Source organism: Paenibacillus caseinilyticus (assembly GCF_027533645.1).
Classification (GTDB): Bacteria; Bacillota; Bacilli; order Paenibacillales; family NBRC-103111; genus Paenibacillus_G; species Paenibacillus_G caseinilyticus.
Window position 1 is genome coordinate 241,360 of the sequence record NZ_JAQAGY010000007.1, and the last position, 26,644, is coordinate 268,003.

Below are 26,644 nucleotides of genomic sequence, written 5' to 3' on the forward strand. Positions count from 1 at the left end.
GACCTTCCCCCTTGTTATTCGTATGATGTACTTACACTTCGACTACGGCCTGCATGGCGCAGGCCGTATACAGGGCTGCTGCCTTGCCTGCCGGAGGCCGTACCGGCTAACTGCTCGCGCTGCTGTAGCTGCGGACGGCCCTGCGCCATAGCAGGCGGACCAGCACCAGGCACAGCAGCGCCCCGGCTGCCGCCCCCGCCATAGCAAGCGGGCTCAGCGAACCGAGCAGGAACATCGGAGCCAGATTCGTGATGAGGAACACCGGCACGACGAACGTGCCGATCCGCTGCACCCATCTGCCGTAGATCGCCATCGGAAAGTTGTTCGCATCCCACACGGCATGCGCCATGTCCGAGACGGCCGACGAGTTCACGAGCCAGAAGGACAGCAGCGCGGGGATGATCATTAAGCAGTACGTGAGAATCAGCGAGATGCCCATGAAGAAGCCGAATCCGGCCAGATGGCCAGCGGTCAGCGGAACATCCAGCGCATGCCAGCCGATGGCGATCATCGCCCCGCCTGCGAGCAGGTCCGGAATCGGCAGCGCCAGATCGACGTACCGGAGCGATGCCATGAACTGCAGCGAGACCGGCTTGGTGATCATGAGATCCAAGGTACCGTCGCGGATATAGCCCGGGATTTTGGTGAAATTCGTCAGGAAGAGCCCGACATAGAGCCCGGTCGCCACCGTGTGCATGCCGATGAACAAGAGCAGCCCCTCGGGCGGGATGCCGTTCACATGCAGATCCGTACGGAAGACGACCAGCACATAGAGCAGCTTCGCCGCCAGATAGACGGTCTCGACGAGCAGGCTCATGAAGAAGTTCCCCCGAAATTCCATTTGTGCAATGAGGCAGTTGCGGACGAACACACCGTACAGGCGAATGTATTTGCCCAGCAGATGAAACGTTAACAACATACGTCAACCCCCTACCGCCACGTATTTTTTGAGGGCGTGACGCCAAGCCAGATGCGCCCCGAGCAGGAAGATGCCGATCCAAGTCCACTGTACAGCCATCCCGGGGCCTAAGGCGCCGTCTGCGATCTTCCCGTTCAAGAGGTTCACCGGGAAATAGACCGTATACGGAAACGGAGTGTACTGCAGCAGCCGGAATGCCGTCTCGCCGAAGATCTCGAGCGGGAACAAGCCCCCGCTAAGTATCGTTACGAGCAATCCGGTAATGACGAAGAAATAAGAGATATCATGAAGATAGAACGCAATCGCACACAGGCAGTACGCGATCAGGAAGTTCAGCAGCAGGGCGCTGAACAAAGCGGCTGCGAACCAGAGAAGCCTTATCGGATCGAGCTGCAGCACGCCCTGCGCCGAAGCGCCCGATAGAATCGCCGCCAGCAGTCCCGCCGTGATGAGATAGAAGACCGCCTTCTGGCCAAGGAACGTCGTCAGGCGATAGCCGAAGTAGCTCACCGGCTGCACGAGATACTTGTTCAGCCCCCCGTTCTTGATATCCTCGGCGATCCCCTGTTCGAACTGGGTCTCCACCAGCCTCGCGACCAGGCCGGCCAGAATCGTATACAGAATCATCTGGGGATACGTATAGGAGAACAGCGCGCCTTCGCCCGAATGCCGGTAGACGGCGGTCCAGATGAAGTACTGCACCCCCGCAGGCACCGCGCTGCTCAGCAGGCTGAGCGCAAAGTGAAGCCGGTACTCCATCGAATGCTGAACGCCGAGCAGGAACATGCCCCGGTAAAGCGGCCATCGTCTCATCCGGCGGCTTCCCCCCGGTACAGCTGCGCGATCCCTTCCTCGATCGGCACGTCTTCGATCGTCCAGTCCACGATGGGAAACTGGTCGAGCAATAGGCGCGAAACCTCCCGGAGCCGGTCCTTCGGCAGCTCGAGCACCGCCTGCAGCCCGTCGCAGCTTCTCACCCGGCCCAGCGCTTTCAGGCGCCGTTCGGCGACGGTCTCCGAGAACTGCAGACGCACCAGCTTCTGCCCGTCGAGCGCTCCGTTGATGCCCTGAAGCTCGCCGTCATAGAGCAGCCGTCCATCGGAGATCACGAGCGTCCGGCGGCAGAGATCTTCGATATCCTTCATATAATGGCTGGTCAGGATGATCGTTGCCCGGAACCGTTCGTTATAATACTTCAAGAACTGGCGGACCTTCTGCTGGGAGAGCAGATCGAGTCCGATCGTCGGCTCGTCGAGATACAGCAGCCGGGGCTGGTGGATCAAGGCGGCGATGAGCTCCATCTTCATCCGCTCGCCGAGCGACAAGCGCCTGACCTGCACATTCAGCAGGTCCCGCACGTCCAGGAGCTCGGAGAGCTCCTGCAATCTCCGGTGATACACGGCGTCCTCCACTTCATAGATGCACTTGTTGAGGTAGATCGACTCGCTCGCCGGCAGGTCCCACCAGAGCTGGTTCTTCTGACCCATCACGATAGAGAACAACCGCTTGAAGCCGTTCTTCCTCTCCCACGGCGTATATCCGAACACCTGCGCCCCGCCCCCGGTCGGATGGAGAATACCCGAGAGCATCTTCAGCGTCGTGGTCTTCCCCGCGCCGTTCGGCCCGAGGAACCCGACGCACTCCCCCGGCCCGATCTCGAAGGAGATCGGCTTCACTGCCTCTTTCACGAGCGTCCGGCGCACGAACAGATTCTTCAGCGAAGGCAGCAGCCCCGCTTCTTTCTTATAGTATGGATAGGACTTATGCAGCCCCTGCACCCGGATCGAATCCATGGGGTCCTCCCTTGCGTCTGACAGATTCTGTAGAAGTCAAATGCCGTTGTTATACAGAAGCACACACTGCGTGCAGATCGGAGTGAGACCGCAGGCCAGGCTCTCCCGGTGCTTCGTGAAGTCTTCGCCGTGGAACACTTCCTTGACGCTCTCCGTATGCAGGTTGCCGAAGCTGAATTCCGGGAAAAATTTGCACGGGTTCACCCGCCCGTCAGGCATGACGTCCATCCGGTTGGCGATCGAGAGGCACTTCGTGCGGTTCATGGCAGGCTTGCCGCCTCCGGTTACAAAATCCCGCACTTCATGCGGCTCGAGGGCCGGCTGGTAACGGATCCGTACATTCCAAGTGCGCTGGTAGATCCGTTCGATATCCGCGAGCAGCGGTTCGATATTTTCCGGAGCGATCCGGAAGGTGAAGGAATGCCAGCTGTTGTGGTGCCCGTCGGAGAAGCGGGAGGCGAGCCATGGAAAATGGGAAGAGAAGTAGCCGTCCATCCGCTCTGCGGTGGACTCGGGGATGTACCAGGGGAAGCAGAAATAGACGGAATCGACGCCGATCTCCTCGAAGTAGGCCATGAAATCATAGAGCTTGCCGACCATCTGGTCGCTGATCGTCAAAGCGATGGAGACTTTGCCTTTATAGATGCCTTGGGCTTTGAGATCCAGGAGCAGCTTAACGGCATCGATGACTTTCTGGAACGTGCCTTTGCCACGGATCGCGTCGTTCTCCTTCTCGAAGCCTTCCAGCGAGATGAGCATCACGAGATTATGCGACATGCGGATGAGGGCGTCCAGCTTCTCCTCCACAAGAATGGCGTTCGAGCAGATGGTAGTATAACGCTCTTCCTTCGCGAGCAGGTCGGCCAGTTCGTCGAACCGGGAATAGAACAGCGGCTCCCCTCCCCAGAGGAATACCCTGGACTTGTTCTCCCGCGTCTCGACAAGCAGCTTCTCCACCACGTCCAGGTCGATCTCCAGGTTCTTGACTTCCCGCTCGTACCCGTGGTGGAAGCCTTCGGGATTCCATTCGAAGCAGTGCTTGCAGCGCAGGTTGCATCCGTTATTGAGCTTGATGCCGATCTCGTAAGGCAGCGGGGCCGCATAGACGGGGTTCGCCCGCGTCAATCTGCCGGATACCGCCATCGGGGCCAGCGTCCTCTTCATATTCTGGAACGTCAACTTATCGAACGTGACTTTCGTTTTGGGCTGCATACCCTTCTTCACTCCCATAAGGTTTGATGGTCTTGCGGTGGCCGGTCAGCCGTCGGCAGCAGGCCTCAAGCTCCGGGAGGGCATATCCGCCTTCCTTCCAGTCCGCATAGCGCAGACCGAAGCCGCAGGATATCCAATACTGCCGGTTCGCTTCTTCATGGCCGCCGAACGGGTCGAGCAGCAGAAGCGGCACGGCATACGCCAGTGAATCGTTCAGTGTGGCTCCACCCGGCTTGCTGACAATGGCTGCTGCTTCGCGGACCAGCCTGGTATAGGCTTCGTAGCCCGGCAGAGGGATCAGCTCGAATCCGGTCCCCCTTCGCTTCACCTGCAGCATGGGCGGATACGTGTGCCTTCCTCCGGCCCCGGGCGACCAGGGACTCCATCCGGGTTCCGTCATGTAATACCGCGTGGATCCGTCCTCCTCACCCGCTTCCGACGGATCGTACACGATCACATCCAGTTCATATCCGGCTTCCTTCAGCTCCTGCAGGGTGTCCCTGTACGTGCCGATGCCCCAGCCTCCGCCGTGTACGAGGAGCCGTCCGGACCGCTCCTCGTAACGAAGCGGAGCATTGTCGATGCCGCACAAGTAGGCAGCAGGGAGTCCGGCGGCGGCATCATACAAATGGACCTGGCGGTACTTCGCATGCAGGTGGCGGTATACCTTGTAGGAAGGGGTGTCGGCGGCGTCCAGACGAAGGAACGCGATATCGACGGGGAAAGGGGCCTGATCTGCATAGGCTTCCAGAATATCCACCCAGAAGCCCGTGAAGGCGACGAACGTGCGTCTTCCCGCAGCCAGCCATTGTCCGGTCAAGTCTGCAGCGGCCTTCCCGCTCAATACCGCCCCCGCGCTGAGCGGCTTGGCCAGCCGGTGGCCCATGAGCGCAGCAGCAAAATTATCGTGAAACGCCTGCCGGGTCGCCTGGATCTTGTCCCGCACTTCCTCACGGTAGTACGCTTCGAGCACCCGTACTTCGGCGTCCACCCCGCGAGAGCGGAGGTATGTATAAGCGTGCATCGCGGGAATATAGGCTCCGAGCGAATTCCCCGAAGCGAGAAGTGTGACAGGCTCTGACAGCACAGGTTCTCCCCCGATCCGGTTAGTTATATACTTTCAGCGAAAGATGGGTCAGCAGTTGGCGGAGCCGGGAAGAGAGCTCGGCCCGATGGACCGCGTCCTTGCCGACCAAGGTGACGTACAGCCGTCCCTTGGGAAGCGAGAGTGTGCCTTTGGGGGCGGTGCCCGATGCGGTACGGAAGTCCGCAAGCGTACGGTTCACCGTTACGGTGCCCGACGATAACGGAATCATGCCGAAGCCCTTCGTATCCGGGTACAGCAGCTGCGCCTCGGCGAGCCCGGTCATCAGCCGGCTGAAGGTGAAGTTCTGCGGCAGACCGAGCGAGACGGAGAGAAGCATGCCCTGCCGGCCATAGCCCTGCAGGTAACGGTCCAGTGCCGCATTGATCAGTCCCATGGACTTGCGCGCATTAATCTCGACGATCGGAACGAGCTCTCCGCCTTGCAGTACCATCGAGTCGAAGCATACATAACCGGTATAGCCGTCACGGTACAGATGACCGAGGGCATCTTGAAGAATGCCGTAATATCCCTGCTCCTCGAGCCAGTGGCGGAACGGCTCGTCCGCCGACTCGGAACCGCCATAATTCATGCCATCGTTGCGCATCCGCTGTACGGACAGCAGGGTGTTCTCCCCTCCCTCCCCAATGAACCACTGGGAGGAAAAATCATCTCTTTTGTCCAGAAAAGGCTCGGCCAGAAACTCCGTCCGGCGTCCGGCGGACTCCTGCTTCCGCAGATGCGCTGCGATCCGCTCGAGCATGCCCTCGCTGCCGATGAGCAGGTTGCCCTTGCCCGATACGCCGAAGGGGTCCTTGATCAGGAAGGCGCCTGATTCGAGCAGCTGCTTCCCCAGCAGCATTAGCGCTTCCGCGCTGTCGACCTGGACTCCGTACGTCCTCTGTCCGATCCGCTCCAGCAGCCGGTGGGAATACAGCTTGGAATTCACTTCTTTGACCACTTCGAGCTTCGGCAGCGCCGTCGTACCGTCGGTTTGGCTCAGGTACGCCTCGACGCCTTCGGTCACGGCATAGGGCGACAGCCTGCCCCCCAGCGCTTCGGGAGGCAGTGCTTGCGGCCGCTCCGCCGCCAGCTCGAAGATGTCCCGCTTGAACTCCCCTTCGGACCAAGAAGCGTAGATTTGCTCGTCCGATTCGTACATGGAGCGGTGACCAGGCAGCAAGCCGAGCCCGTTCAGGTACGCCTGCAGCCCCTCCTCCATCCGGCACCGGGTGACGAGCAGGTCCGACGGGCCGCACAACGGAAAGAGCAGCTCATCCATGCACAGCACTACCGCTTCGCGGTCCTTGTCGGCGATGGCGGGCAGCACCGCGCACTGCGGGTCCCTCCACCGCGATTCGGGATCGAACGTGCCCATGACCGTGAAGCCTCCCTCTGCACTACCTTCAGTGAACCGGGGCATCATGATGGGCATCTTGAGAGGATGGGCAGCTCTTCAGGAATCCGATGAACGCTTCCATCGACTGCAGATGGATGTAATCGAACTCATCGTAATCGATGGCCACATGGATCCTCTCTTCCACCTGAAGCATGAACTGGATCATCTGCAGGGAGTCCAGCCCGATATCGTTGTTGAGATCGGTCTCCATGGTCACTTCATACCTCAGTTCCGGCGCTTCCGGCTTAATCCCGCATAGAATGTCGACGATCGTTTCGAACATGATTACACTCCTTCTTCCTGAAGAATCTGGTTCTTCCATTGACTGCGATTCAGGGAATCATTTGCCATCCCCCGCTTCCTTTCATTATCCCGGAAAGATCTTTTCCAAGTAAGGGGTAAGTTTCCATTCCATAGGGCGAATATCTTCCATTGCCTCTTGATGTGTTGTCCGCCTCTTTTGCGGCTGGTGGGCCCTAGCTAGGTTCGTCTTGGAAGAGCAGTAATATGATGATGTAATACCATAAAAGGAGATGATCTCATGGGAAGATTCCCCCATCCGCCCGGTCCACCGGGGCCTCCGGGGCCAGCGGGTCCGGCAGGTCCGGCAGGTCCGACAGGTCCAGCAGGTCCAGCAGGTCCAGCAGGCCCGGCAGGTCCGACAGGCCCGGCGGGACCCGGGTGTGTGGAACCGCCGCCGACGGCTACCGCCATCGTCTACGTGAACAAAGCCGGCAATGACGCTGTGGCAGACGGCTCCGAATGTTTCCCATTCTTGACGGTTACCGCAGCCATGGCTTCCATTACGGATGCCTCACCGGTCAAGCGCTATGCGATCTCGATCGGTCCCGGCACTTATACGGAACCGCTCGTTCACCTGAAGGCTAACGTACAGCTCATCGGGGCCAGCACCCTGCTGACGAGACTGGCCATCCCGTTCGATATTAACGACCCTTCCTGGTTCGAAACGGGCTTTGTCAACGATAACCGCTCCGGCTTTGTCGACTTGACGCTGCTCACCGCCCCGCTTACGTTCAACTTCGCCAGCGTGAGCAGCTTCAGCGGCAAGCTCTTTTTCGTCAGCGTCAATCTGACCCCTTCACCTACCTTCACCGCCCTGACCACGTCCGTGAACCAGGTGAATATCCGCGACTCCCAGCTTTCCTCCGGCTATACGCAGAACGGGATCAATATGTTCCTCTTCTCGTCCTTCGTTCCCGCCGGGAATATCGTGATCAACTCGCAGGCCACGACGGACACTCAGGTGAATCTGGTCGGCGGGGGCATTAACGGCAATATTGTGATCAACGTGCAGCCCGGCCATATTCCGATTGATCCGCTCAATATTACGAGTTTCGCCATTACCGAGAATATTTTCACCCCATTCCCGAACTCCGGAAGGCTGATTGTGAACGGAGTGACCGGCGTAGCCACAAGGGTGCGGGCCACCTCAGACTCCATCCCGATCGCTTCGCGCGTCACCTTGACCGGTGGGAGCACCTCCCTCATCCGTGTGAACGATGCCTTCGGCGTGGCCTATACGCCCGGGAATCCGGCGGGCTGGACCCTTCCCCCTCCTACTACCGTACAGGAAGCGCTGGACCGCCTTGCTGCGGCGTTTAACGGCATAGGAATTCTCCCTTAGTTCGGAAACTTACCTTGATTCGAAATTTCAAAATACAGCTCTGACTCCAGCACGAACGGCAAAGAGCAGTCCATTCCTTCCAAGGATGGGCTGCTCTTGCCGTTATATAGCTGGTCCTGTCGTTATCGTCTTACCGTCTCTGCATGATAGAGTCTACTCGTTCCGGGTTACAGCCCGCTGTCACCGGGCGCCCTCCCACAGGCCTGACGGTAACCCGAAGGACTCATGCCTTCGAGCCGGCAGAACACCTTGTTGAAGTAACGGCGGTCGCCGTAGCCGACCATCTGCGAGATCTTCATGATGCTGTGGCCGCTGGCGGACAACAGGAGCTTGGCCCGCTCGATCCGCAGCCGCGTGACATGCTCCAGGAACGTCTCGCCGGTCTGCTGCTTGAACAGCACGCTGAAGTGGCTGCCGCTCATGCCGAGGCGCCTTGCCACTTCGTCGAGTCCGAGGTCGCTGCCGAGATGGTCCGCAATGTACTCTTGGGCGGAGAGCACGAGCTGCTTCGCCGACCGGCGGCTGCCCCCCTCCGGGTACAGCGCTACCGTCTGCCCTGTCCCTTCGGTCACTTGAAGCCGGCGCTGCAGCTGCTTCAAGATCCCGGACAGTTCTTCAATCGCCACCATGCAGGGGCATATGCTGACGCTGACAGTCAAGCGCACATGGCTGCGCACCGCTTCGATCAGCACGGCGGACCAGCGTCGTCCCGCTTCTTCGGACCACGTCGCGGGCGAATCCCCCTGGATGAGCACGCACCATTCCCCTTCCCTGGATTGGACGACGCAGTAATCCAGCCCATATGGCAGCAGCGCCACCTCCAGCACATTGCGGACGGCAAAATAATACAGCTTCCGCTCGCTCCCCGTCCATGTCCCCGCAAGGGCGTCATGATCGTCCAAATGCACGAGAAGGAAGGCGAACTCCAGCGCCGCTTCCGCAGGCTCCCCCCCGTGGAACAGCTGGGGCGGTACCTTCGTGTAGTCCATGAGCACATCATGCAGATACTTCTCGTAGGCGGCATGCTTGAAGTGCTTCCACTGCTCCAGCTCCTTCTGCTTCTCCCGCTTGGTCTGCCGGATCTCGTCCGCCATCCGCGCGATGATGCCCTTCAGTTCTTCGTAATGAATCGGCTTCAAGATGAAGTCCTTGGCGCCGAACTGCAGCGCCTTGCGGGCATAGTCGAATTCCTGGAAGCCCGTGAGCATGATCACATGGCAGTCGTACGGCAGCAGGCTCGTCTGCTCGAGGAAGGCCAGCCCGTCCATCTTCGGCATGCGGATGTCGCACAACACGAGATCGGGCAGCAGTTCTTTGACCATCCCGAGCGCCATAGCGCCGTTCTCCGCTTCCCCGACCACATCGATGCCGTAAGAAGCCCATGGAATCACGGTTCGCAGCGTCTCGACGATCAAGGGTTCGTCGTCAGCTAGTAAAGCCCGAAGGATCACTTCGCATCACCTAACTTTTGTTTGGGAATTACACACCGGATGCGTGTGCCGGCGCCCGGAGCGCTGCAGATCCACATCCCATAGCGGGGACCGTAGTGAATGCACAGCCGGTCGGCAACATTCCTAAGGCCCAGGCCCCCCTCGGAAGCGCCGGGCTCCCGGATCTCCCGCAGGGAGCTTCCGCCTCTCCTGCGGGAGATCCGCTCCAGCACCTCAGGCGGAATGCCGGACCCATTATCCTCCACCCAGAGGGAGATCGCCTCCCCCGTATCCTCGGCACGGATCCGCACCAGTCCCTGATGATCGATATCGTCGAATCCGTGTTGGATACTGTTCTCGACCAAGGGCTGCAGCGTGAATTTCAGGATAGAGTAATCCGCCAGCCCACCCGGCATCTCCAGCTCGTACTCGAACCGTTTCCCGAACCGGATCTTCTGAATCTCAATATAGTGCCGCAGATAGCCGATCTCGGTACCGACCGAGATTTCTTCCCCCTCCCGGAAGGAGATGCGGAGGATCGTGCCGAGCCGGTATACGAGCTGGGAGACGAGATCGCCCCGGTTCTTTACCGCTAAGGCGTTGATCGATTCCAGCGTGTTGAAGAGAAAATGCGGTTTGATCTGCGCCTGAAGCAGCAGCAGCTCGGCTTTGTTCTTGCGGGCCTGCTCCAGCTTCACTTCGTCGATGAGCTCCGCCACCCGTTTCACCAGAGAGTTGAAGCCCCGGGTGAGCACGGTCGTCTCGTCCCGGATCTCCGAGTAGATGCGGGCTTCCAGATTGCCCCGTTCCACTTCTTTCATGACACCCACGAAGCGCAGAATAAACTGCGAGTACCGCCGGATGAACAGCATATGGAAGAAGAACGCCGAGAACAGGATACCCGACACAATCATGCCCGACCAGCGGATCATGCGGCCGGTATCGCTCACGACGTAGTCGGAAGGCGTGACGGAGACGAGCGTCCAGTCTTCGATGCCGAGGTCCTTCATGGGCAGCGGCTGTACGGTGACGATGCTCCAAGACCCGCCGAAGAACATTTTTTCGCTGGAATAGACCTGCCCCAGATCGACCGGCGTCCGGGTATACTCGAAGAGGCTGCCGCCCCCGTAGACCTTCAGATTGTCATACAAGATCGTGCCCTGCCGGTTGACGAGCATATAGTGCGTGTTCTTCTCTACTTCGCTGGAATCTTCTACACTGGAATCTTCTACATTGGAATAAAAGCCGAAGATATCGTCGAGCTCGCCGAAGTTGTATTGAAGATACACGTATCCGATCCGCTCGAGACGGATCAGGTCCGCCACCGTGCGGATCTGGGTGAAATAAGAGTTGTCCCCCGTCAGCTCGGGCGCTTCGTGCGGACCGATCCACGTAGACAACCCGCTCCCCCGGACCACCTTCCCGAACAAGGAATGAGACTCTAGCAGCGGGAACGGAACAGGGTTGAATTCGAGCTTCGTGCGGCTGTACGCTTTCCCGTCCAAGGTGTACAAGGCTACCGTGTCCAGCGGGGCATAGGTCAGGAACGTTTGGTTCAGAATCGTGTAGACTCCCTGCGAATCCTGCCCGGTCTCCGGCGCATTCAGGAAGTTCTGCACCGACGGCGACAGCATCCAGTTATCCGAATAATAGGTGGCTTCCTTGAAGACTGTGGCGATGTTGCGGGCCATGGAGGAGATAACCAGCTTCGACTGTTCGGCATACTTCTTCTGGACCGCCTGCTGGAACAGGATCGAGACGACGGTGCCGACCGCCAGGATCGGGATGACCATGAAAATCAGAAAACCGATGAACCCTTTTTTTCGAATGCTAACCTGGTTCCCCTCCTTCCGGGAAGATTACCCTTTCACGCTGCCCGAGGTAAGGCCGGATATGATCTGATCCTGCAGGAAGACGTAGAGGACCACGACCGGAATGACACTGTACATGGTGGCGGCATAGAGCCCCCCGTAGTTCGTGTTCAAGGTATCCTTGAAGGCGGCGGTGCCCACGGCGAGCGTGCGCAGACTTTCTTTGGAGAGCAGCAGATTCGCCATGATGAATTCGTTCCAGTTCCCGAGATAGGAGATGATGAAGACCGTGACCAGGGCAGGTATGCACAGAGGCAGAATGACCCGGAAGAACAGGCCGTATACCTGCAGTCCGTCCGTCACCCCCGCCTCTTCGAGCTCCTTGGGCAGAGAAGCCATGAAGGCACGGATGATCACTACCGACATCGACAGGCCGAAGGTGATGTAGGGCAGAATCAGCGACAGGTACGTATCATAGATCGGGAACCCGAATATCTCCTGAAAGTTGCGGATGAACGTGTAGAGCGGAACGAGCAGCGTGGCTCCCGGTACCATGATCGCAAGCAGCAGACCGGCGCTGATGACCGCATTCATCCGCCGGAACGGCAGCCGGGTCAAGGCATACGCCGTCATCGCCGACAGCAGTACGGTGAAGAAGCTGGCGGCCATACTGACGAGCAGGCTGTTGAAGAAGAACACGCTGACCTTGGAGCTGTGCCACGCATCGATATAATTGCCTATCGTGAAGCCTTGAATCAGCGCGAAGGGTGAAGTGATAATATCCACATGCCGCTTGAACGAATTCTGGAACGCCCACCAGAGCGGGTACAGCGTAAGCAGCACATACAGGATCAGGATGCCGTGGATCAGGAGGCCGCCGACCCGGTTGTTACTCGACATCAGCCTTCCACATCCTTCAATTTGTTGGTAACGACCCCGCTGATCAGCGTCAGGATCACAATGAACAGGAAGATGAGTATGCCCAGGGTATTGGCATAGCCTGCTTCCATGAACTGAAAGCCTACTTTATACATATAGGTAGCCATGACTTCCGTGAGGCCGGCGGGACCGCCGTTCGTCATGACCATGACGATATCGAGCGTCTTCAGGGACCCGGCTATCGAGAGGAGGACGATAACCGAGATGATCGGGCGGATGAGCGGCACGGTAATATGCCAAGCCCGCTGTATCCGGCTTGTGCCGTCGAGCTCCGCCGCCTCGTAGATCTCTTGGGCGATGCCGTAGATCGCTGCGAGCACCAGGACCACGTAGAAGCCGACTCCGTGCCAGGCATTCGTAATTAAGATCGACAGGAGCGCGGTCTTCTCTTCCGCGAGCCAGGCGACCGCCAAGTGGTCAAGTCCCGCAGCACGCAGCGCATAATTCAGTACGCCGATGTCGGGGTGGAACACGACGAACGACCAGAGGACGCCCGTGACCGGGGTCGACAGGATGCTCGGCAGGAAGAACGTCGTCTTGTAGAAGCTCTGCCCGCGCCGCACCTCCGAGATCAGTACAGCCAGCAGGATGATGAGCGGGATCTGGATGAAGACCGCGAAGCCGGTGAAGACGAGATTGTTGGCCAGGGCCCCCAGGAAAGCTTCGTCCTGGAAGGCTCTGGTGAAGTTATCGAGACCGTTGAACACGGGCGTCGTGAGGCCGTCCCACTCCGTGAACCCGTAACGCAAGATGGATGACAGCGGGACGATATAGAATACCGCATAGAGGAGCAGCGTCGGCACGATGAAGAACGCATAGGCCAGCGGTTTATTCAGCGTTTTGTGCATAGGACCGCCTCTCTTACTTGCTCTTCCGATTTTCGGCTTCCTGGGATTTCTGCAGCTTATCCAGCATCTCTTTCATCGTCGTCTTGCCGCTGAACACCTGCTGCATCCCCGCCTCCAGATCGCTCTTCACCTTGGGCTGGACGATGGCGTCGAACGCCGGGAACGTCGTCAGTCCTTCGGTCGTCTTGTTCATCTCCGCGATGATCGGCTTCACGCCCGTCAGGTCCGTCAGCTTCATGGACGGGAAGTATCCTTCCTCGATGAGCTGGCGCTTCTGGTACTTCTCGCTGAAGAAGACTTTGATGAATTCCTTGATCGCCTGGAGTTCGTTCGCATCCGCCTTCGCCGAGAAGCCGATTCCGTTGGAGAACGAGCCGTTGATCGTGTTGTCGCCCTTGCCCCCGAGATTCGGAAGGTTGAAGAAGCCGAGGTGCTCCGTGATCTTGGATTTGTTCGGATCCGCATATGTGCTGTTCGCCCAGCTGCCGTCGAAGGTCATCGCCGCTTCGCCGCCGGCGAACTTCGCCTGGCCTTCCGAATATTTGAGCCCCAGCGCATTATTCGTGTAATAGCCCTTCTTCGCCATGTCCTCGACCATCTCGAACGCCTTGACGACTTCGGGATCGTTCCATTTCGTCTGCCCCGAGACGAACCCCGGCACGACGCCGGGACCCGCCAGGCGCACCATCAGCGTATTCGGGATCATGTTCAGCGTCCAGGCGTCGATCGCACCGACCGCGAGCGGCGTAATGCCCTTCGCCTTGGCTTTCTCGCAGACCACGAGGAACTCGTCCCAGCTCTTCGGCACGTCTGCACCGAGATCGGCGAATATCTTCTTATTATAGAAGAAACCCTGAATGGACCCCGCCATCGGCAGCCCGTAGATCTTCCCGTCGACCGTGAATTCCGAGAGGTCGAGGAACTTGTCCTTCAGCCCCAGCTCCGTGAGGATCGGAGTGATGTCGAGCATGTTGCCTGTCTTAACGAAGTTCCTCGTATCGCTGCCGCCGAACACCTCGTAGATCTTCGGCGGGTTGCCGGAGGCGAATTCTGCCTTGAGCTTCGTCTGCCGGTTGACGGTACTGTCGACCCCCTCCGGCACGAATTTCAGGCCGGGGACACCGCCTTCGACTTCTTTGAGTATATCCATGAACATGGCCAGCCGCTTCTTGTTATTATCCTTGATGAGCGTGTGGCGGAAGGAAACCTGGAACTCCTTCGCAGGTTCGCCTCCCTTCGTATCAGGTAGGGGAGCATTGCCCGTAGGGGCTGTTCCGCCTCCGCAGGCGGATAGAACCAGTGAGGATGTCAGCGTGACGGCCGAGCAGAGTGCGGCGGTTTTCTTATTCATAGGCAGCCTCCTAAGTGGATATGGATTGGTAGTTACGGCAAGATCTGGGCAAGATAAGGGCAAGATAAGATAATGAGATCCGGTAATGAGATAAGGTATGCGGGCGGTATGTAAAAGCAGGCGTGAAGCGCAAGCGCACTACATCTGGGCCGAAGAATCCCGATCCCTGTCCGCAGAAGGCTGCGTGCGTCTGACCCGCTGCAGCATGAGCAGGAATCCGGCGGCACCGGCCAGCGACATCCACATCCCGGTGCCGTACATGACGGCCGGCCCCTGCTCCTGGAACAGCCAGCCGCCGAAGAGCCCGGCGGCGATGCCGGACAGCCCGCCCCAGGTCAGCGCATAGGCAGCTTGGCCCGAAGAGCGGTAAGCCGCCGGCACCAGACTCGCCGTGAGCTGCGTGCCGATGTAATAATAGCCGCCGAAGGTCAGCGAATTCAGCGTTTGGACTGCGAGCAGCTGGTACGGATGACCGGCCGCGGACATCAGCAGCCAGCGCAGCGCGAAGAGCAGGCTGACCAAGATCAGGCCGGTAACCATCGTGACCGCATCCTTCTTCAGATAACGGTCGAGCAGCAGGAAGACCGGGATCTCGAAGATCGACGACAGGAAGGCCGATAAGCCGATGAGAGACGCGTCTCCTCCGAGCTCGGAGATGTAGATCGGGATGAACGCCGCATTCATGGAATTCGGTATGGAGACCAGGACGCCGATGCCCATCAGCATCAGGAACGGCCGGTTCCGGAACAGCCCCCGATACCCTTGGTTCGAGAAGGAAGCCTTCTGCCCGGTGTCCCCCTTCGGCAGCGAGAGGGCGAATATGATGGCGACCGACAGCAGTGCGCTGTAGACGATCCACAGCCGGCCGATACCGAGCATGCCGATCAGGGGCCCTCCCGCTGCCGCGAGCAGCCCCCAGCCGAGCGAGCCCCACAGCCGGAAGGCGCCGAACTTGTGGCGCGTTCCCTCGATGCTGTTCAGAATCAAGGCATTGCTCTGCGAGAAGAGCGGCATCTGAAAGAAGAAGAACAGGAGCATGAACCCGTAGATCCACAGGTATTCTCTTGATGCGAACACGAGCTGCATGACCGCCAGATTGCCGGCCAGCATGACCAGCAGAATACGCTTCACCTGCTGCAGCCGGTCGCTCCAATATCCCCAGAACGGATTCGCGAAGATGGAGATGAACGGACCGCCGGCGATCAAGGCGCCGATCTCCATCTTAGACATGCCTTGGGACAGCAGGTATAAGGGAAAATAAGAGGTATACACCGCAATGGCGCCGTACACGAAGAAGTTAAACGCTTTGATCGCAAGATGGGCGCGCTGCCTGGATTCCCGGTTATGGTTCGGCATCGCCTGCAGCCCCCTTCCTTCAAGCTCCAGCCGGGGTACGAATGGAGTTCTCCACGGTCTCCACCGCGGTGACTTCGCCTCCCTGCCGGTCGGACCGGTAGAGGGCTTCGCTGATCAGCTGGGTCTGCAGGGCGATCTCCGCCGTCGGCAGGAGCGCTACCCTTCCCTGCAAGGCCGCGATCCAGTGATGCTGCGAGGAATCGTAAGCGTCTTCATTCTTGCGGATCCGGTGCCACCGCAGGTCCATTAAGTCCAGATCCACCGTAGAGTCCATGTCCATGTCGCATACGGTGCTGTGGAAGCTGAACGGCTGCGTCACGCCGGGCGATATCTCGGCTGGCAGCCGAATCCCGCCCTTCGAACCGAAGATGCTGCTTCCTTCGAAGCCGCCCGAGTGCACGGCCCAGGATTCGAGAAGATCCAAGGTGAGGCCCCCCTCGAACTTGACGAAGCCGGCCGCGAGCTCTTCCACATCAAAGCCGCTCCGCTCCCTCCGCTCCTCCAGCATCTCCGTCTCCTGGTAGATCTTGCCCGAGATGCTCCGCACCTCCGGATTGCCGAGCAGGTAGAGCATCTGAGCGATGTGGTATACGCCCATGTCCATCAGAGCGCCCCCCGCAGCCGTTGCCTTGCGGGTGAAGTGCGGCGTGCCGTAGCCGTCCACATAGGGCCGGTTGCGCCGCCGGAAACCGTTCGAGCGCGCATGGTATAAGCGGCCGAGCATGCCGCCGTCGATCAGCGTCATCGCCGCCTTCGTCTCCTTGCGGTAGAGCGTTCCCAGCTGGATGTGCAGCATCCGGCCGGACGCTTCCGCCGCTTCGCACATCGCCTTCCCGTCCGCATAGGTGCCGGCGATAGGCTTCTCGCAGTAGACATGCTTGCCTGCCCTCAGAGCATCGATCGTCACCTGCGCATGCAGATGATTATGCAGGCAGACGTCGACGGCATCGAGATCATCCCGCCCGAGCAGCTGGCGGTAATCCGTATAGCGGTGGGCGATGCCGTGCATCTGGCCGATCCGCTCCACCTCGCCCGCGTTGATATCGCAGACAGCAACTACCTGGGCGCCGGGGATCGACGCATACTGGGCGAGATGCATCATGCCGATCTGGCCGGTGCCGATGAGGCCGATCCTTATCTCCCTGCTCATGCCCTGGCCACCGCCCGTTTTACGCTGGCCACAGCCCACTCCAGCTCGATGTGCGTATGGGCCTTGGCGTTATATTCCACACCCCAATAGCCATCATAACCGGCGTCCTGGAGCAGCCTTACCTTCGATGAAGCCTGCGGATCCCTCGCTGTCTCCGCATCGAAGTGCGTATGGTACGCCCACCGTGCGGTGAGGGCGTCTCCTTGCTCCGGATCCGCCTTCCAGCGGCCCATATGGAGCAGAATGCCGTAGGACGGATGATCGACAGCCTCGGCCAGGCGCTTCATCTCGTTAGGATCGAGCGAAGCGCCCATATGGTTCTCCGGCCCGATCTTGTATCCGCCGGCTGCCGCGCGTTCGGCCAGCGCCCTGTATCCCTTGACGACGAAGTCGAACTGCTCCCCGCTCATCTTCTCGCCGCTCGTATAGGCGCCTCCCGTGTCGATCCGCACGCTCCGGGCGCCTAGAATCTCAGCGGCGCGGAGATGCTCGAGCGCATTCTCGTGAAGCCGCCGGCGCAGATCGGGATCAGGGTCCCATAGGTGCGCGCCGTCCACGGCCAGATTGACGACCGTCAATTCCTTCTCCTCCAAGGCTTCCCTAATTTTGCGGATGTAACTCTCATCGGCCAGTTTCAGCAGCGGCCCGCTCCGGTCGGCGAACAAGCCGTTCCAGAGATCGGCCGTACTGAGCCTGTATCTGAATTTCACCGCCTCCAGATAGCCGAAGATGTCGATCTGGCCCGCCATGTACAAGTTGTTGAACGAATAACCTCCGATCGAGATCTTCATGGTCATCCCGCCTCCCCTTACTTGTTTCGTGTACCGAAGCATTTGTGCTTTGATTATATCCCGGCAGCGGGCCAGGGCGGGAGGTGTTCATTTCTTCGATGAGGGGGTAAAAATCACTGGTTGGCGGTTCGGCCCTGCGGTTCCAAGAGTTGCCGCTATCCTGCAGAAGCGCTATGGGGTACAATAACATAACGAGGCAAGCGAAACGTTCGAATCGCGTCAGGTCCGGAAGGAAGCAGCGCTAAGAACGGGACGTTGTGCCTCTTTTTGCTTAAAAATAATTATCCAACGGTATAAAAACAATTGTTCACCACGCATGCGGTATACCCTCATAAAAAGAGTCTGTCCGGTCCCTGTCCGTCTCGGTAAAGAGGGGCACAACCATCCTACGGTAAGCAGCGGCTCCTTTACGGTCATGCTGCTTTTTGGCATGCAGCTCCCTGTTCACCGCCTCCAAAAAATCGCCTAGTCCCCTGCGAAGCTCATTTTCATATCCTGATCCATTCTTACTTATTTTTTATATATGAGCACATGAACCCGCTTTCATCATCGCAATTCTACAAATTTTCACCGTTACATGAAAATAATTTTTATTTGATGAAAGCTATTGTGAAATTCGATGAAAATATGTATGATACTAGGCAAGAGCACGGATATTTCCTGAATATTCAAACTCAGCAGAATTTTTTTCATGCTCTCGTCCCCTTCTAGTCCAATAACCATCTTCACCTGATCACCATCTATTATTCTCTTTATTTTGGGTATATAGCCCTTCACGGGTTTATATAGCAGATCTCTTCCAGAGGAGGTGCTCATCCTATTTTCGAATGCCACCCGGCCTTGCTGCCCCGAAGCAAATGCTTGAAGGGAGGTATTTCGTAACCGATCAAAATTTAAAATGTAACCGCTTTTTTAATGCTTAATTTTCCAATATTATCTATATTTTCGAGGAGGAACAATCATATGACACTTCGTACAAAAGGCAAAACACTCAAAACGCTGGCCGCTGCTGGCGGCATGATGGCACTGGTCGGCGTATCTTCCGTGCTCTTCGCTGACAGCGCTTCCGCTCACGGTTATGTTGAGAACGGCCGTGCAGCCCTCTGTAAATCCGGATCCAACACGGATTGCGGCGCCGTAGTCTATGAACCTCAAAGCTTGGAAGCGCCTAAGGGCTTCCCGGCAGCCGGTCCTGCAGACGGCAAGCTTGCCAGCGCAGGCGGGGTTTTCCCTAAGCTTGACGAGCAATCGTCCAGCCGCTGGTCCAAGGTAAACATCAGCCCGGGCACGAACACGTTCACATGGAAACTGTCCGCAGCGCACGCTACGGCAAGCTGGAAGTATTACATCACCAAGGACGGCTGGAACCAAAATGCGGCCCTTACCCGCGATTCGTTCAACCTGACGCCGTTCTGCTCCGTACCATACGGCGGCAAACAGCCTCCTTTCACTTATTCGGATACATGCAACGTTCCTGCAAAAACCGGCTATCATGTCATTCTTGCCGTGTGGGAAGTAGCTGACACGGCCAATGCCTTCTATAACGTCATCGATGTAAACTTCGGCGGCGGCGGTGGGGGCACGACGATCTCCGCTCCGACGAACCTGGCCTCCCCGGCCAAGACCGAAACCAGTGTGTCCTTGACCTGGTCCGGCGTAACGGGTGCCAGCAGCTATGAAGTCTACCGCAACGGATCGCTGGTGGGCACTTCCGCTTCCGCTTCCTACACGGATTCCGGCCTGACCGCCGGCACGACTTACACGTACTCCGTAGTAGCCGTAGCTTCCGCGGGCAAGTCGTCCCAATCTTCCCCGCTCGCAGTGAAAACAAGTGGCGGAGCCAGCACTTCTTACCCTGCATGGAACGCAGCAACCGCTTACACAGGCGGCAGCAAAGTTTCCTACAACGGTGCGAACTACGAAGCCAAATGGTGGACGCAAGGCGAAACGCCAAGCGCGGCGAGCAGCGTTTGGAAACTGATCCCGTAAGTTTCGGATACAACAAACAGACGGCCTCTGTCTTCGGACAGAAGGCCGTCTGTTTGCGTAGAACGCAATAGGCAAACGGTGAAAACGAGCTTGCGGGTAAACTTTGGCTGGATCTGATTCGTCTATAGCCTAAAGCGTGTTTCTTCGCAGAGAGAGGTCCATGGCTTCGAAAACTGGTTGTCAACCCGCTTATCCAGCAGCGCAAGAAGGAGTCGATCGTTGTGCAGGCATTACGCAAACGCATGGCCTTACTCGCTATATTCGCGATCGTATTCGCGCTCTGCCCGAGCTGTACCGATCTTCCGGACGCAGCCGGTCCGCGCTTCAATCTGACTCCGACCGAACTTTACCAAGGCGATGCTCTTCGGTATAAGGCACTGCTCGGAGCCTGTGCCGGCAGCATCGATATACACGTATCGACAGGAAGAAACCTGCTCGTCGCGTACGAAGTGTGGGAGAACGGGAGCCTCTCCAGAACTCCCTACTCCATGAGTTGGGACGATATCCAATCCCAAGGGGCCAAGCCCTTCGACGGCGAGTTCCTCTATTCCCTGCTCGATCTGACGCAGGATTATCGGGGAGAGCAGCTGCTCGCAAGCTCGTCTCTCGCCGAGAAAGCCCAAGAACCTTCACGGCAGCTTAGAGGACGGATCGACCACTTTCCCGATCGCGCCGTCCTCACCTGCCTTCCGCTGAAGAACCGATTGACCGTACAGTCCGGGGAAGAAGCCTACGCAGCCGTCCTGGCCGCGAGTCCAGGAGACAAACCGCTCCCCTCCGTGAAACTGCCGCAGGAGGCGCTGGTCTTGGCCCCTTGGGCCTTGGCCGTTAAACTGATCGTGCTGGACTAGGCGGAGACCGGCGGTTCACCCTTACGCTGCCCCTATGCGGCATCGCCAATGAGGGGCGGGTTCCCAGGCCATGACCTGACCGGAACCCCGCCCCTTATTCGCATGGACTCTGTAAGCTTACTTCAAAATCAGTTTGACGCCTTCGATCTTCAGCTGATCCATACGAATGACCCAGTCCTTGTAGCGCTGGAACGTTTCATCCGAGAAGCCGAAGATCCGCTGCAGGTCTCTGACGACCCCTTGCTCCTCGTCGTTGTAGTCGCCATCCGAGAAAATGAGCAGCAGAATCTCGGCAAAGAAGATGTTCTTGACTCTCGGATCCGTCACGCCGGCCACAATCTCGGACAGCTCCCGCCCTGCCGGCACGGGATACTCCGATTCCTTCATATCCATCTCGGCCAGATAGGCTCGCAGAAATCCCTGCTCGTTCCGGTTCACGAAGCCGTCGGCACCAGCCACGAGATGCGCCAGTTCCAAGAAGGCTTCTTTCTGTTCTTTCGTCTGCAACAATGCCAAAAACAACACGGCCAGCTCCTCTGTTTGGGTTTACATGAATGACTATAATTCCTCACTTCTTGTCATCGCTCAATCTTACATTCGACCCCGGGGACTGAATTCCTTCCCGGTGCCGTTCGCGGGCGGGATCGGTTGCCGCCTCATCCTTCCTCCCCCGCTCCGCGGGCACAACCACACCCCGCCAAGACGGGGGCTCATTCTCCGCAGCGGAACGATTCCGTCATATCGGCCAGCGATCTTAAGCTGGCGACCACGCTGGCGCGGGCCAGCCAGTAATATACTTCCTGGCCGACCTTCTGGCAGTCGACGATGCCGGCGTCCCTCAGGATCTTCAGATGATGGGAGATGGCCGGCCGGCTGAGCTCGAACCGGGAGGCGATGTCACCGACATTGCTGCGGCCCGTATTGCCCAGCACGGTAAGGATCTGAAGCCGGACGGGATCTCCGAGGGCCGTAAGAAATCGGGTAATGCTCTTCATATCGCTGGGGTCCATGCCTGGTGGCTTCATCCTGCACCTCGATTGCATAATGGATTCAAACTCGGGAGGCCGATACGCCTCCAGCCAGCCTTGGCATCAGCTTCTCTTCACCACTTTGACCTGAATCCCGCTCAGCGGCCTGAGTGTAATGGAAGGTTCCAGCTTGACCGTATGCCCCTCTGCGCGCTCCAGATGATACTTCTGCATTACGGCCGACAGGAGCAGCACCGCCTCCATCATGGCAAAATTGTTGCCGATACATACACGCGGCCCCGCTCCGAATGGAAAATAGGCGTACGGCGGCAAGTTCTTCTCGAATTCCGGGGTCCACCGCTCCGGACGGAATGCTGCGGGGTTCTCGAAATAATCCGGGTGCCTGTGCATCACCCACTGGCTGACAGCCACTTCGCAGCCGGCGGGAAGCAGGTACCCTCCGATCTCCACATCCTCTATCGGCTCACGGGAGATCAGCCACACCGGCGGATACAGCCTCATCGACTCCTTGACGACCGCATGGGCATAGGTCAGCCGGGGAAGGTCATCGTACGAAGGCAGCCGGCCTTCGAGGACCCGGTCCAGCTCCTCCAGCAGCCGGACTTCCGCTTCCGGTTCCTGTGTGAGCAGATAGAAGGTCCACGACAAGGCGTTGGCCGTCGTCTCATGCCCGGCAAGGAACAAGGTCATGACTTCGTCCCGCAGCTGCTCCCGCGACATGCCTGTTCCGTCGTCGTCCCGAGCGAGCAGCAGCATGGAGAGCAGGTCGCCCCGGTCCTCCTCACCCGATTCCCGGCGCCCATCGATGATATTGTAGATGATATGCTCGAGCTGTTCTACGCTCTTCTGCAGCCTCTTGTCCCCCGGAACGGGCAGAGCTACGGGCAGAAGACCGATCAGATGACGCACTACACTGGTGTACTGGGTCACGTACTCGTGCAGCACCTCTTCCAATGCGCTGCCTACCGCACGGCTCTCCCCCTCGGATGCGTGCAGATCGACATCGAAGAGCGTCTTGCCCACGATCTCCATCGTGCATTGCATCGTGTCGGCGTGAATGTCCCTCGTCTCCCCGTCGGTCCACCCCTTCACCATCCGCTCCGCGTAGGCGGTCATCACCTCCGCGTAATGGCGGATGCGGTGCGCATGAAAGGCAGGCTGGGATAGCCGGCGCTGCCGCAGCCAGAAGCTCCCCTCGCTTGTCACGAGTCCGTTGCCGAGCACCCTGCGCATGATGGGATCCCGGTGGTAGCCTTTGGCGAAGGTACGCTGGGTCTGGTTCAGCACCTGCTGAATGTCCTCGGGGCGGCTCAGCAGATAGGTGTCGCGGTGCGGGTCGATTCTCACCCGGACCACAGGTCCGTACTTCTCGGCGCACTGTTCAAAAAAGAGGTGCGGCTCGGAACCGAGAGACAGCAGGTTCCCGATCAAAGGGACGGGCCTCGGCCCGGGTACGCTTGCGCTTGGCTTGGTCATGGACAACTCTCCCCGTTTCTATGCAAAATGGGCCGCCAAATATTCTTTTCTCACTCGCTCCAGCTGTGCGAGATGCCTCTGCGCATGCAGACACAGAAAATACATGTACTGGTAGACGTCGATTCGGCCAAGGCTGCCGACGGACATCATCGTGAGATGCAGCGTCCCCTGCCCGCTGCGCAGCTCCTCCAGGTGCCCGGCACACTCCCCGAACTGCTTCTTCAGCTCCTCCCGGATCTCCCCGGGCGGCTTCCCGCCCGCCGGCTCCATGTGGGCGGGACAGTCCCAACGGAAGGCGCCGTGGGAGGCGATCTCGTCAAGAGGATCCAGATGAGTCCCATCCTCCGGCCGATTCTCCGGTTCGCCGGCTTGTGCCGCCCGCTCCAACGCTTTCTTCGTCCCTTTGCGGATGAGGATCAGCAGATAGTGGTTGGTAAGCGAGACATGCTCCAGGATCTGCAGCGCGCTCCATCCACTCCGAGGGGGATAAGACAGCAGTTCAGGGCTCTCGAAGCACCACAAGTCGAGCTCCCGGGAGGCTGTCTCCAGCGATTCCCTGATTCTATTCCTGGTTCGGTTCATGTTCATCTTGATTCCTCCGCTGCCTCGTTGCGATTCGTTACTCTCATTCTATGCGATGGGCCGCCGCAGTTCAACGGATTGCTTCTGTCCACGATCTGCTCACACTGCATGCCTGCGTGCCGGATGCACAAAAATCCCGCTCCGCTAAACAACTCACGAAGCAGGATCCGGGATGCGTGTATGGGCTTATCTTGAAACCGCAGGCGCTCCGGCCAGCTTCCGGGCCGCCTCTTCTCCGTTCGCGATACAATCCGGAATACCGACGCCATAATACGAGCATCCGGCGAGCAGGACGCCCGGATGCCTCTCAGCGAGCTTCCGCTCCAGCGACTCCACGATCTCGCGGTGTCCGATGTGATAATTGGGCATCGTCTCCTGCCACTTCGTTATATTCCAAGTAACGGGCTGTCCGGTCAGGCCGAGACTCTTCCTCATATCCTCGAGAGCTGCCTGCAGCAGCTCTTCGTCCGTCATTCCCTTGAGCTGCTCGTAGACGGGCTTGGAGTTCTTGTAGAACAGCCGGACGAGCAGGCGCCTTCCCTCAGACGTGTGCTCCCATTTGCGGCTGGTCCAGGTGCATGCATTGCAGGACAGATCGCTGTGCTCCGAGACGATAAAGCCGGTACCGTCCTTCGGGAGCTCGCTGTCCGCCATGTCGAAGCCCATATAGACGCTGATCAGGGAGCTGTTCTTGAGCTTGTCAAAATCCTCGTCGAGCGCCTCATCTTGCAGCAGCTGCCGGGCCGTGCTATGAAGCGTGCTGAGGACGATGTCATGGGCTTCCAGGACAGCTCCGTCCGCCAGGGTGACCAAGTAGCGTTCCCCGTCCCTGCGGATCGTCTCCGCCCGTACCCCCTTCACGATGTCAACTCCGGACCCTGCGAGCCGTTCTTCCAGCCTGTCGATCAAGGCGGAGACGCCATTCTTCAGCGACATGAACTTCTTGCTGCCCGTTCCCTTGAATTTCATCTTATTCTCGGACAAGCCCCGGATGAGGCTGCCGTATTCGTTCTTGTACTCGATCAAATAAGGCAGTGTGGAGGCGATGGTCAGATCCGTCAGGTTCCCCGAATACACGCCGGAGAGAACCGGTGCAATCTGTTTCTCCACAAGCTCCCGGCCTAGAAAATGCTCCAAGAAACTGCCGACCGAATCATTCTTCGTAAACGTTTCGTTCGGGGTATACCAGTCTTTGAGCGCCTCGACTTTGCCTTCGGCCGATACGAGCGTGCTCTTCGCCAGCGACTCGAGGCTCAAGGGAATCCCGAATACCGTGTCTTCGGGAATCTGCTTCAGCTCGCCGTCCACATGAATATAGGACTTGCCCGTGGCGTTATAGACAACCTCCCCGCCTAGACCGAGCTCTTCGATGAACTCTGCCGCATTCTCCTTGCGGGTAACGATGGAATCGGCGCCGGTCTCCATAAGGAAGCCGCCGTCTTGCAGCGTCCGGATTTTGCCGCCGAGCCGTTCGTCGGACTCGATCAGGATAATGCGGACCCCAGCGTTCGGGGCTTGGGTCATTTGGTTCAAATAATAGGCGGCGGACAGACCGGTAATGCCCCCGCCGATGATAACAACTGTTCTCAAAGCAACACACCTCTGGGAATGGATAGATTAGGTTCGGCAGCCTTACTGCATGCAGTAAACTACCTATAGCATACTACGGTTCGGCCTTTCCTCCAAATGAAACAGATCACACACTGGAGTCCCACCGATTCGCAAGCCCCCGCGCTACCCGCTCCGCGTTCCGGGTTCTGGTAAATTCATGAATAACCCCTCCCTGCAATTGGTAAGCTACCGTAGACTCACTTACTTGAGGAGGAACCCATGAAGTATATGTCCAGGCTTGTCTTCTGCATCCTAGTGACCCTGCTGGCCATACAGCCGATGACTGCGGGCGAGGCTGCCGCCCGGTCGACAGGCGGCGATGCGGCCGATTCGATCGTAACGGTCGAATCGATCAATCCGATCACGCTGCAGGTCACGTTCTCCGCACCGATCCCGGCAGCGGAGGTTACCGTGGATACCGCCAAGCAGAACTTCCAGTTCAGCGGCGGGCTGGCCGTGCGCAATGTGCCCCAACTGAAGAACGGGGCCATGGCCACCTATATCGTCCCTACCACCACCCAAGCGCCGGGTACCCTGTATTCCTTGACCTACAAGGGCCAGGAACCGGTCAAATTCACAGGCAACCCGTATAAGATCAAAGTACGCTCCGCCAGCCAGGTCAGCTACGATACCTTGGAGATCGAATCGTCGCTGGAGGACGGAGTGACGGATTACTCCAATATCGTGCAGGCGTATGCCGGCAAGCGGGGCGGGCTTGATTTTGCCGTCGATGAACAGATGCAGCACGCGGGCCGGACCTACCAAGTGATCTCGTCCTTACGGGACAGTTATGTGCTCGTGACGCCCGAAGGCGGAGCGGCGGTCAAAGCGACCTATGTCCCGTACACGCAGAACACGGACAGGCGGCAGGCGCCGAAATTCCGGCTTCCCGAAGGAACCGTCTTCCAAGCCGGCACCAAGTATACGGTAACCTCCGATTGGGCCGATATTGCGGCTCCGTCCTTCACGGCGAAGACGATCGCTGCCCTGGAGATCTCGGGCGTGAAGGCCTTGAACGCCGCCACGCTCGAAGTGACGCTCTCGAGCGATCCGCAGGACGAGCTCTTCGCTTCCCGGCGCCTGCTGCTCTCCGCTCCCGACGGTACCCTGCTCACGGCGCAATATAAAGTCACCACACGCCAAGGAGCTTCCGCCCAGTTCGAGATTCTCGCGGGTGGGCAGATGAAGCAAGGGACGACCTACACCCTGCACCCGGTCGGATACTGGTCCATCCTAAAAGGAACACAGACGGTTTCCTTCTAAGAAGCGCATCTATTGAAGAGATGCTCTCTTCCGGCTGCGCCGCTTTTCTCTTCTGGCTCCAGGCTGCTGCGCCCGCGGGATCCCCGGGTGCAGCAGCTTTTGTTTACCCCAACCGAAAATCCGGTTAAAATAAAACGAATCCCGAGCGGCGAATG

General features: G+C 58.6%; 24 protein-coding genes and 1 other RNA gene. 5 read left to right on the top strand and 20 right to left on the bottom strand.

Going from position 1 to position 26,644, the window contains the following annotated elements; genetic code table 11:
- Positions 1-106: 106 nt before the first annotated feature.
- Genes O9H32_RS13205 through O9H32_RS13235 form a run of 7 tightly spaced genes read right to left on the bottom strand, consistent with a single transcriptional unit; the run spans position 107 to position 6,690 of the window.
- A complete protein-coding gene (locus O9H32_RS13205; protein WP_269866559.1) occupies positions 107-919 on the bottom strand; it encodes an ABC transporter permease in 813 nt (270 codons plus the stop codon).
- A 3-nt stretch (positions 920-922) separates the two neighbouring features.
- Positions 923-1,732 (bottom strand): ABC transporter permease, encoded by an 810-nt coding sequence (locus tag O9H32_RS13210; protein WP_269866560.1) that lies wholly within the window; start codon positions 1,730-1,732, stop codon positions 923-925.
- Entirely contained in the window at positions 1,729-2,712 is a 984-nt protein-coding gene (locus O9H32_RS13215; RefSeq protein ID WP_269866561.1) for an ABC transporter ATP-binding protein, read from the bottom strand. Before O9H32_RS13215 ends, O9H32_RS13210 begins: the two co-directional genes overlap by 4 nt.
- Before the next feature lie 36 nt (positions 2,713-2,748).
- Positions 2,749-3,924, bottom strand: a complete 1,176-nt coding sequence (locus O9H32_RS13220; protein ID WP_269866562.1) for a radical SAM protein — start codon at positions 3,922-3,924, stop codon at positions 2,749-2,751.
- Positions 3,893-5,011 (bottom strand): hypothetical protein, encoded by a 1,119-nt coding sequence (locus tag O9H32_RS13225; protein ID WP_269866563.1) that lies wholly within the window; start codon positions 5,009-5,011, stop codon positions 3,893-3,895. Before O9H32_RS13225 ends, O9H32_RS13220 begins: the two co-directional genes overlap by 32 nt.
- A 19-nt stretch (positions 5,012-5,030) precedes the next feature.
- A complete protein-coding gene (locus O9H32_RS13230; RefSeq protein WP_269866564.1) occupies positions 5,031-6,443 on the bottom strand; it encodes a hypothetical protein in 1,413 nt (470 codons plus the stop codon).
- Positions 6,415-6,690 carry an acyl carrier protein gene (locus tag O9H32_RS13235; protein ID WP_269866565.1) on the bottom strand — a complete coding sequence of 92 codons (276 nt, stop codon included), beginning with the start codon at positions 6,688-6,690 and terminating at the stop codon, positions 6,415-6,417. The genes O9H32_RS13230 and O9H32_RS13235 overlap by 29 nt, the downstream gene beginning before the upstream one ends.
- 258 nt (positions 6,691-6,948) lie before the next feature.
- Between O9H32_RS13235 and O9H32_RS13240 the strand changes: the two genes are divergently transcribed.
- Positions 6,949-8,052 carry an exosporium leader peptide gene (locus O9H32_RS13240; protein ID WP_269866566.1) on the top strand — a complete coding sequence of 368 codons (1,104 nt, stop codon included), beginning with the start codon at positions 6,949-6,951 and terminating at the stop codon, positions 8,050-8,052.
- Between the two features lie 167 nt (positions 8,053-8,219).
- On the opposite strand, the gene O9H32_RS13245 is transcribed toward O9H32_RS13240, so the two are convergent.
- From O9H32_RS13245 to O9H32_RS13280, 8 genes are all read right to left on the bottom strand, one after another.
- Positions 8,220-9,503 carry a response regulator gene (locus O9H32_RS13245; RefSeq protein WP_269866567.1) on the bottom strand — a complete coding sequence of 428 codons (1,284 nt, stop codon included), beginning with the start codon at positions 9,501-9,503 and terminating at the stop codon, positions 8,220-8,222.
- Positions 9,500-11,275, bottom strand: coding sequence for a cache domain-containing sensor histidine kinase (locus O9H32_RS13250; protein ID WP_269866568.1), 1,776 nt, complete (start codon positions 11,273-11,275; stop codon positions 9,500-9,502). The genes O9H32_RS13245 and O9H32_RS13250 overlap by 4 nt, the downstream gene beginning before the upstream one ends.
- A 66-nt stretch (positions 11,276-11,341) precedes the next feature.
- Positions 11,342-12,193, bottom strand: coding sequence for a carbohydrate ABC transporter permease (locus O9H32_RS13255; RefSeq protein WP_269866569.1), 852 nt, complete (start codon positions 12,191-12,193; stop codon positions 11,342-11,344).
- On the bottom strand, positions 12,193-13,080 hold the full coding sequence (locus tag O9H32_RS13260; protein ID WP_269866570.1) for a carbohydrate ABC transporter permease: 888 nt from the start codon (positions 13,078-13,080) through the stop codon (positions 12,193-12,195). Before O9H32_RS13260 ends, O9H32_RS13255 begins: the two co-directional genes overlap by 1 nt.
- Before the next feature lie 13 nt (positions 13,081-13,093).
- Entirely contained in the window at positions 13,094-14,431 is a 1,338-nt protein-coding gene (locus O9H32_RS13265; protein ID WP_269866571.1) for an ABC transporter substrate-binding protein, read from the bottom strand.
- A gap of 138 nt (positions 14,432-14,569) precedes the next feature.
- The gene (locus O9H32_RS13270; protein ID WP_269866572.1) at positions 14,570-15,787 is read right to left on the bottom strand and encodes an MFS transporter; all 1,218 of its coding nucleotides are present in this window, start codon (positions 15,785-15,787) and stop codon (positions 14,570-14,572) included.
- Between the two features lie 19 nt (positions 15,788-15,806).
- Positions 15,807-16,937, bottom strand: coding sequence for a Gfo/Idh/MocA family protein (locus O9H32_RS13275; protein ID WP_269866573.1), 1,131 nt, complete (start codon positions 16,935-16,937; stop codon positions 15,807-15,809).
- On the bottom strand, positions 16,934-17,728 hold the full coding sequence (locus O9H32_RS13280) for a sugar phosphate isomerase/epimerase family protein (protein ID WP_269866574.1): 795 nt from the start codon (positions 17,726-17,728) through the stop codon (positions 16,934-16,936). Before O9H32_RS13280 ends, O9H32_RS13275 begins: the two co-directional genes overlap by 4 nt.
- A 183-nt stretch (positions 17,729-17,911) precedes the next feature.
- On the opposite strand from O9H32_RS13280, the gene ffs reads away from it, so the two are divergent.
- The 3 genes from ffs (at position 17,912) to O9H32_RS13295 (ending at position 20,568) form a co-directional block, all read left to right on the top strand.
- Positions 17,912-18,007, top strand: an RNA gene (gene ffs / locus O9H32_RS13285) — signal recognition particle sRNA small type.
- Between the two features lie 684 nt (positions 18,008-18,691).
- On the top strand, positions 18,692-19,717 hold the full coding sequence (locus O9H32_RS13290) for a lytic polysaccharide monooxygenase (RefSeq protein ID WP_269866575.1): 1,026 nt from the start codon (positions 18,692-18,694) through the stop codon (positions 19,715-19,717).
- A 242-nt stretch (positions 19,718-19,959) separates the two neighbouring features.
- Complete coding sequence (locus tag O9H32_RS13295; RefSeq protein WP_269866576.1) at positions 19,960-20,568, top strand: hypothetical protein; 609 nt, start codon at positions 19,960-19,962, stop codon at positions 20,566-20,568.
- 117 nt (positions 20,569-20,685) lie between these two features.
- Here O9H32_RS13295 and O9H32_RS13300 read toward each other — a convergent pair whose 3' ends face one another.
- The 5 genes from O9H32_RS13300 to hemG all read right to left on the bottom strand — a co-directional run bounded on the left by O9H32_RS13300 (position 20,686) and on the right by hemG (position 25,205).
- Entirely contained in the window at positions 20,686-21,075 is a 390-nt protein-coding gene (locus O9H32_RS13300) for a tellurite resistance TerB family protein (protein WP_269866577.1), read from the bottom strand.
- 203 nt (positions 21,076-21,278) lie between these two features.
- A complete protein-coding gene (locus O9H32_RS13305; RefSeq protein ID WP_269866578.1) occupies positions 21,279-21,563 on the bottom strand; it encodes an ArsR/SmtB family transcription factor in 285 nt (94 codons plus the stop codon).
- 96 nt (positions 21,564-21,659) lie between these two features.
- Entirely contained in the window at positions 21,660-23,033 is a 1,374-nt protein-coding gene (locus tag O9H32_RS13310; RefSeq protein WP_269866579.1) for a cytochrome P450, read from the bottom strand.
- An 18-nt stretch (positions 23,034-23,051) separates the two neighbouring features.
- The gene (locus O9H32_RS13315) at positions 23,052-23,621 is read right to left on the bottom strand and encodes a DinB family protein (protein WP_269866580.1); all 570 of its coding nucleotides are present in this window, start codon (positions 23,619-23,621) and stop codon (positions 23,052-23,054) included.
- 180 nt (positions 23,622-23,801) lie between these two features.
- The gene (hemG, locus tag O9H32_RS13320; protein WP_269866581.1) at positions 23,802-25,205 is read right to left on the bottom strand and encodes a protoporphyrinogen oxidase; all 1,404 of its coding nucleotides are present in this window, start codon (positions 25,203-25,205) and stop codon (positions 23,802-23,804) included.
- Positions 25,206-25,445: 240 nt separating this feature from the next.
- Between hemG and O9H32_RS13325 the strand changes: the two genes are divergently transcribed.
- Positions 25,446-26,489 (top strand): hypothetical protein, encoded by a 1,044-nt coding sequence (locus tag O9H32_RS13325; protein ID WP_269866582.1) that lies wholly within the window; start codon positions 25,446-25,448, stop codon positions 26,487-26,489.
- Positions 26,490-26,644: the final 155 nt, after the last annotated feature.

Excerpts from the sequence above, each read along its gene's own strand:
- O9H32_RS13205 (WP_269866559.1), bottom strand. The coding sequence starts at position 919 with ATGTTGTTAACGTTTCATCTGCTGGGCAAATACATTCGCCTGTACGGT.
- O9H32_RS13210 (WP_269866560.1), bottom strand. The coding sequence starts at position 1,732 with ATGAGACGATGGCCGCTTTACCGGGGCATGTTCCTGCTCGGCGTTCAG.
- O9H32_RS13215 (WP_269866561.1), bottom strand. The coding sequence starts at position 2,712 with ATGGATTCGATCCGGGTGCAGGGGCTGCATAAGTCCTATCCATACTAT.
- O9H32_RS13220 (WP_269866562.1), bottom strand. The coding sequence starts at position 3,924 with ATGCAGCCCAAAACGAAAGTCACGTTCGATAAGTTGACGTTCCAGAAT.
- O9H32_RS13230 (WP_269866564.1), bottom strand. The coding sequence starts at position 6,443 with ATGCCCATCATGATGCCCCGGTTCACTGAAGGTAGTGCAGAGGGAGGC.
- O9H32_RS13235 (WP_269866565.1), bottom strand. The coding sequence starts at position 6,690 with ATGTTCGAAACGATCGTCGACATTCTATGCGGGATTAAGCCGGAAGCG.
- O9H32_RS13240 (WP_269866566.1), top strand. The coding sequence starts at position 6,949 with ATGGGAAGATTCCCCCATCCGCCCGGTCCACCGGGGCCTCCGGGGCCA.
- O9H32_RS13250 (WP_269866568.1), bottom strand. The coding sequence starts at position 11,275 with ATGGTCATCCCGATCCTGGCGGTCGGCACCGTCGTCTCGATCCTGTTC.
- O9H32_RS13255 (WP_269866569.1), bottom strand. The coding sequence starts at position 12,193 with ATGTCGAGTAACAACCGGGTCGGCGGCCTCCTGATCCACGGCATCCTG.
- O9H32_RS13260 (WP_269866570.1), bottom strand. The coding sequence starts at position 13,080 with ATGCACAAAACGCTGAATAAACCGCTGGCCTATGCGTTCTTCATCGTG.
- O9H32_RS13265 (WP_269866571.1), bottom strand. The coding sequence starts at position 14,431 with ATGAATAAGAAAACCGCCGCACTCTGCTCGGCCGTCACGCTGACATCC.
- O9H32_RS13270 (WP_269866572.1), bottom strand. The coding sequence starts at position 15,787 with ATGCCGAACCATAACCGGGAATCCAGGCAGCGCGCCCATCTTGCGATC.
- O9H32_RS13275 (WP_269866573.1), bottom strand. The coding sequence starts at position 16,937 with ATGAGCAGGGAGATAAGGATCGGCCTCATCGGCACCGGCCAGATCGGC.
- O9H32_RS13280 (WP_269866574.1), bottom strand. The coding sequence starts at position 17,728 with ATGAAGATCTCGATCGGAGGTTATTCGTTCAACAACTTGTACATGGCG.
- O9H32_RS13290 (WP_269866575.1), top strand. The coding sequence starts at position 18,692 with ATGACACTTCGTACAAAAGGCAAAACACTCAAAACGCTGGCCGCTGCT.
- O9H32_RS13295 (WP_269866576.1), top strand. The coding sequence starts at position 19,960 with ATGGCCTTACTCGCTATATTCGCGATCGTATTCGCGCTCTGCCCGAGC.
- O9H32_RS13305 (WP_269866578.1), bottom strand. The coding sequence starts at position 21,563 with ATGAAGAGCATTACCCGATTTCTTACGGCCCTCGGAGATCCCGTCCGG.
- O9H32_RS13310 (WP_269866579.1), bottom strand. The coding sequence starts at position 23,033 with ATGACCAAGCCAAGCGCAAGCGTACCCGGGCCGAGGCCCGTCCCTTTG.
- O9H32_RS13315 (WP_269866580.1), bottom strand. The coding sequence starts at position 23,621 with ATGAACATGAACCGAACCAGGAATAGAATCAGGGAATCGCTGGAGACA.
- O9H32_RS13325 (WP_269866582.1), top strand. The coding sequence starts at position 25,446 with ATGAAGTATATGTCCAGGCTTGTCTTCTGCATCCTAGTGACCCTGCTG.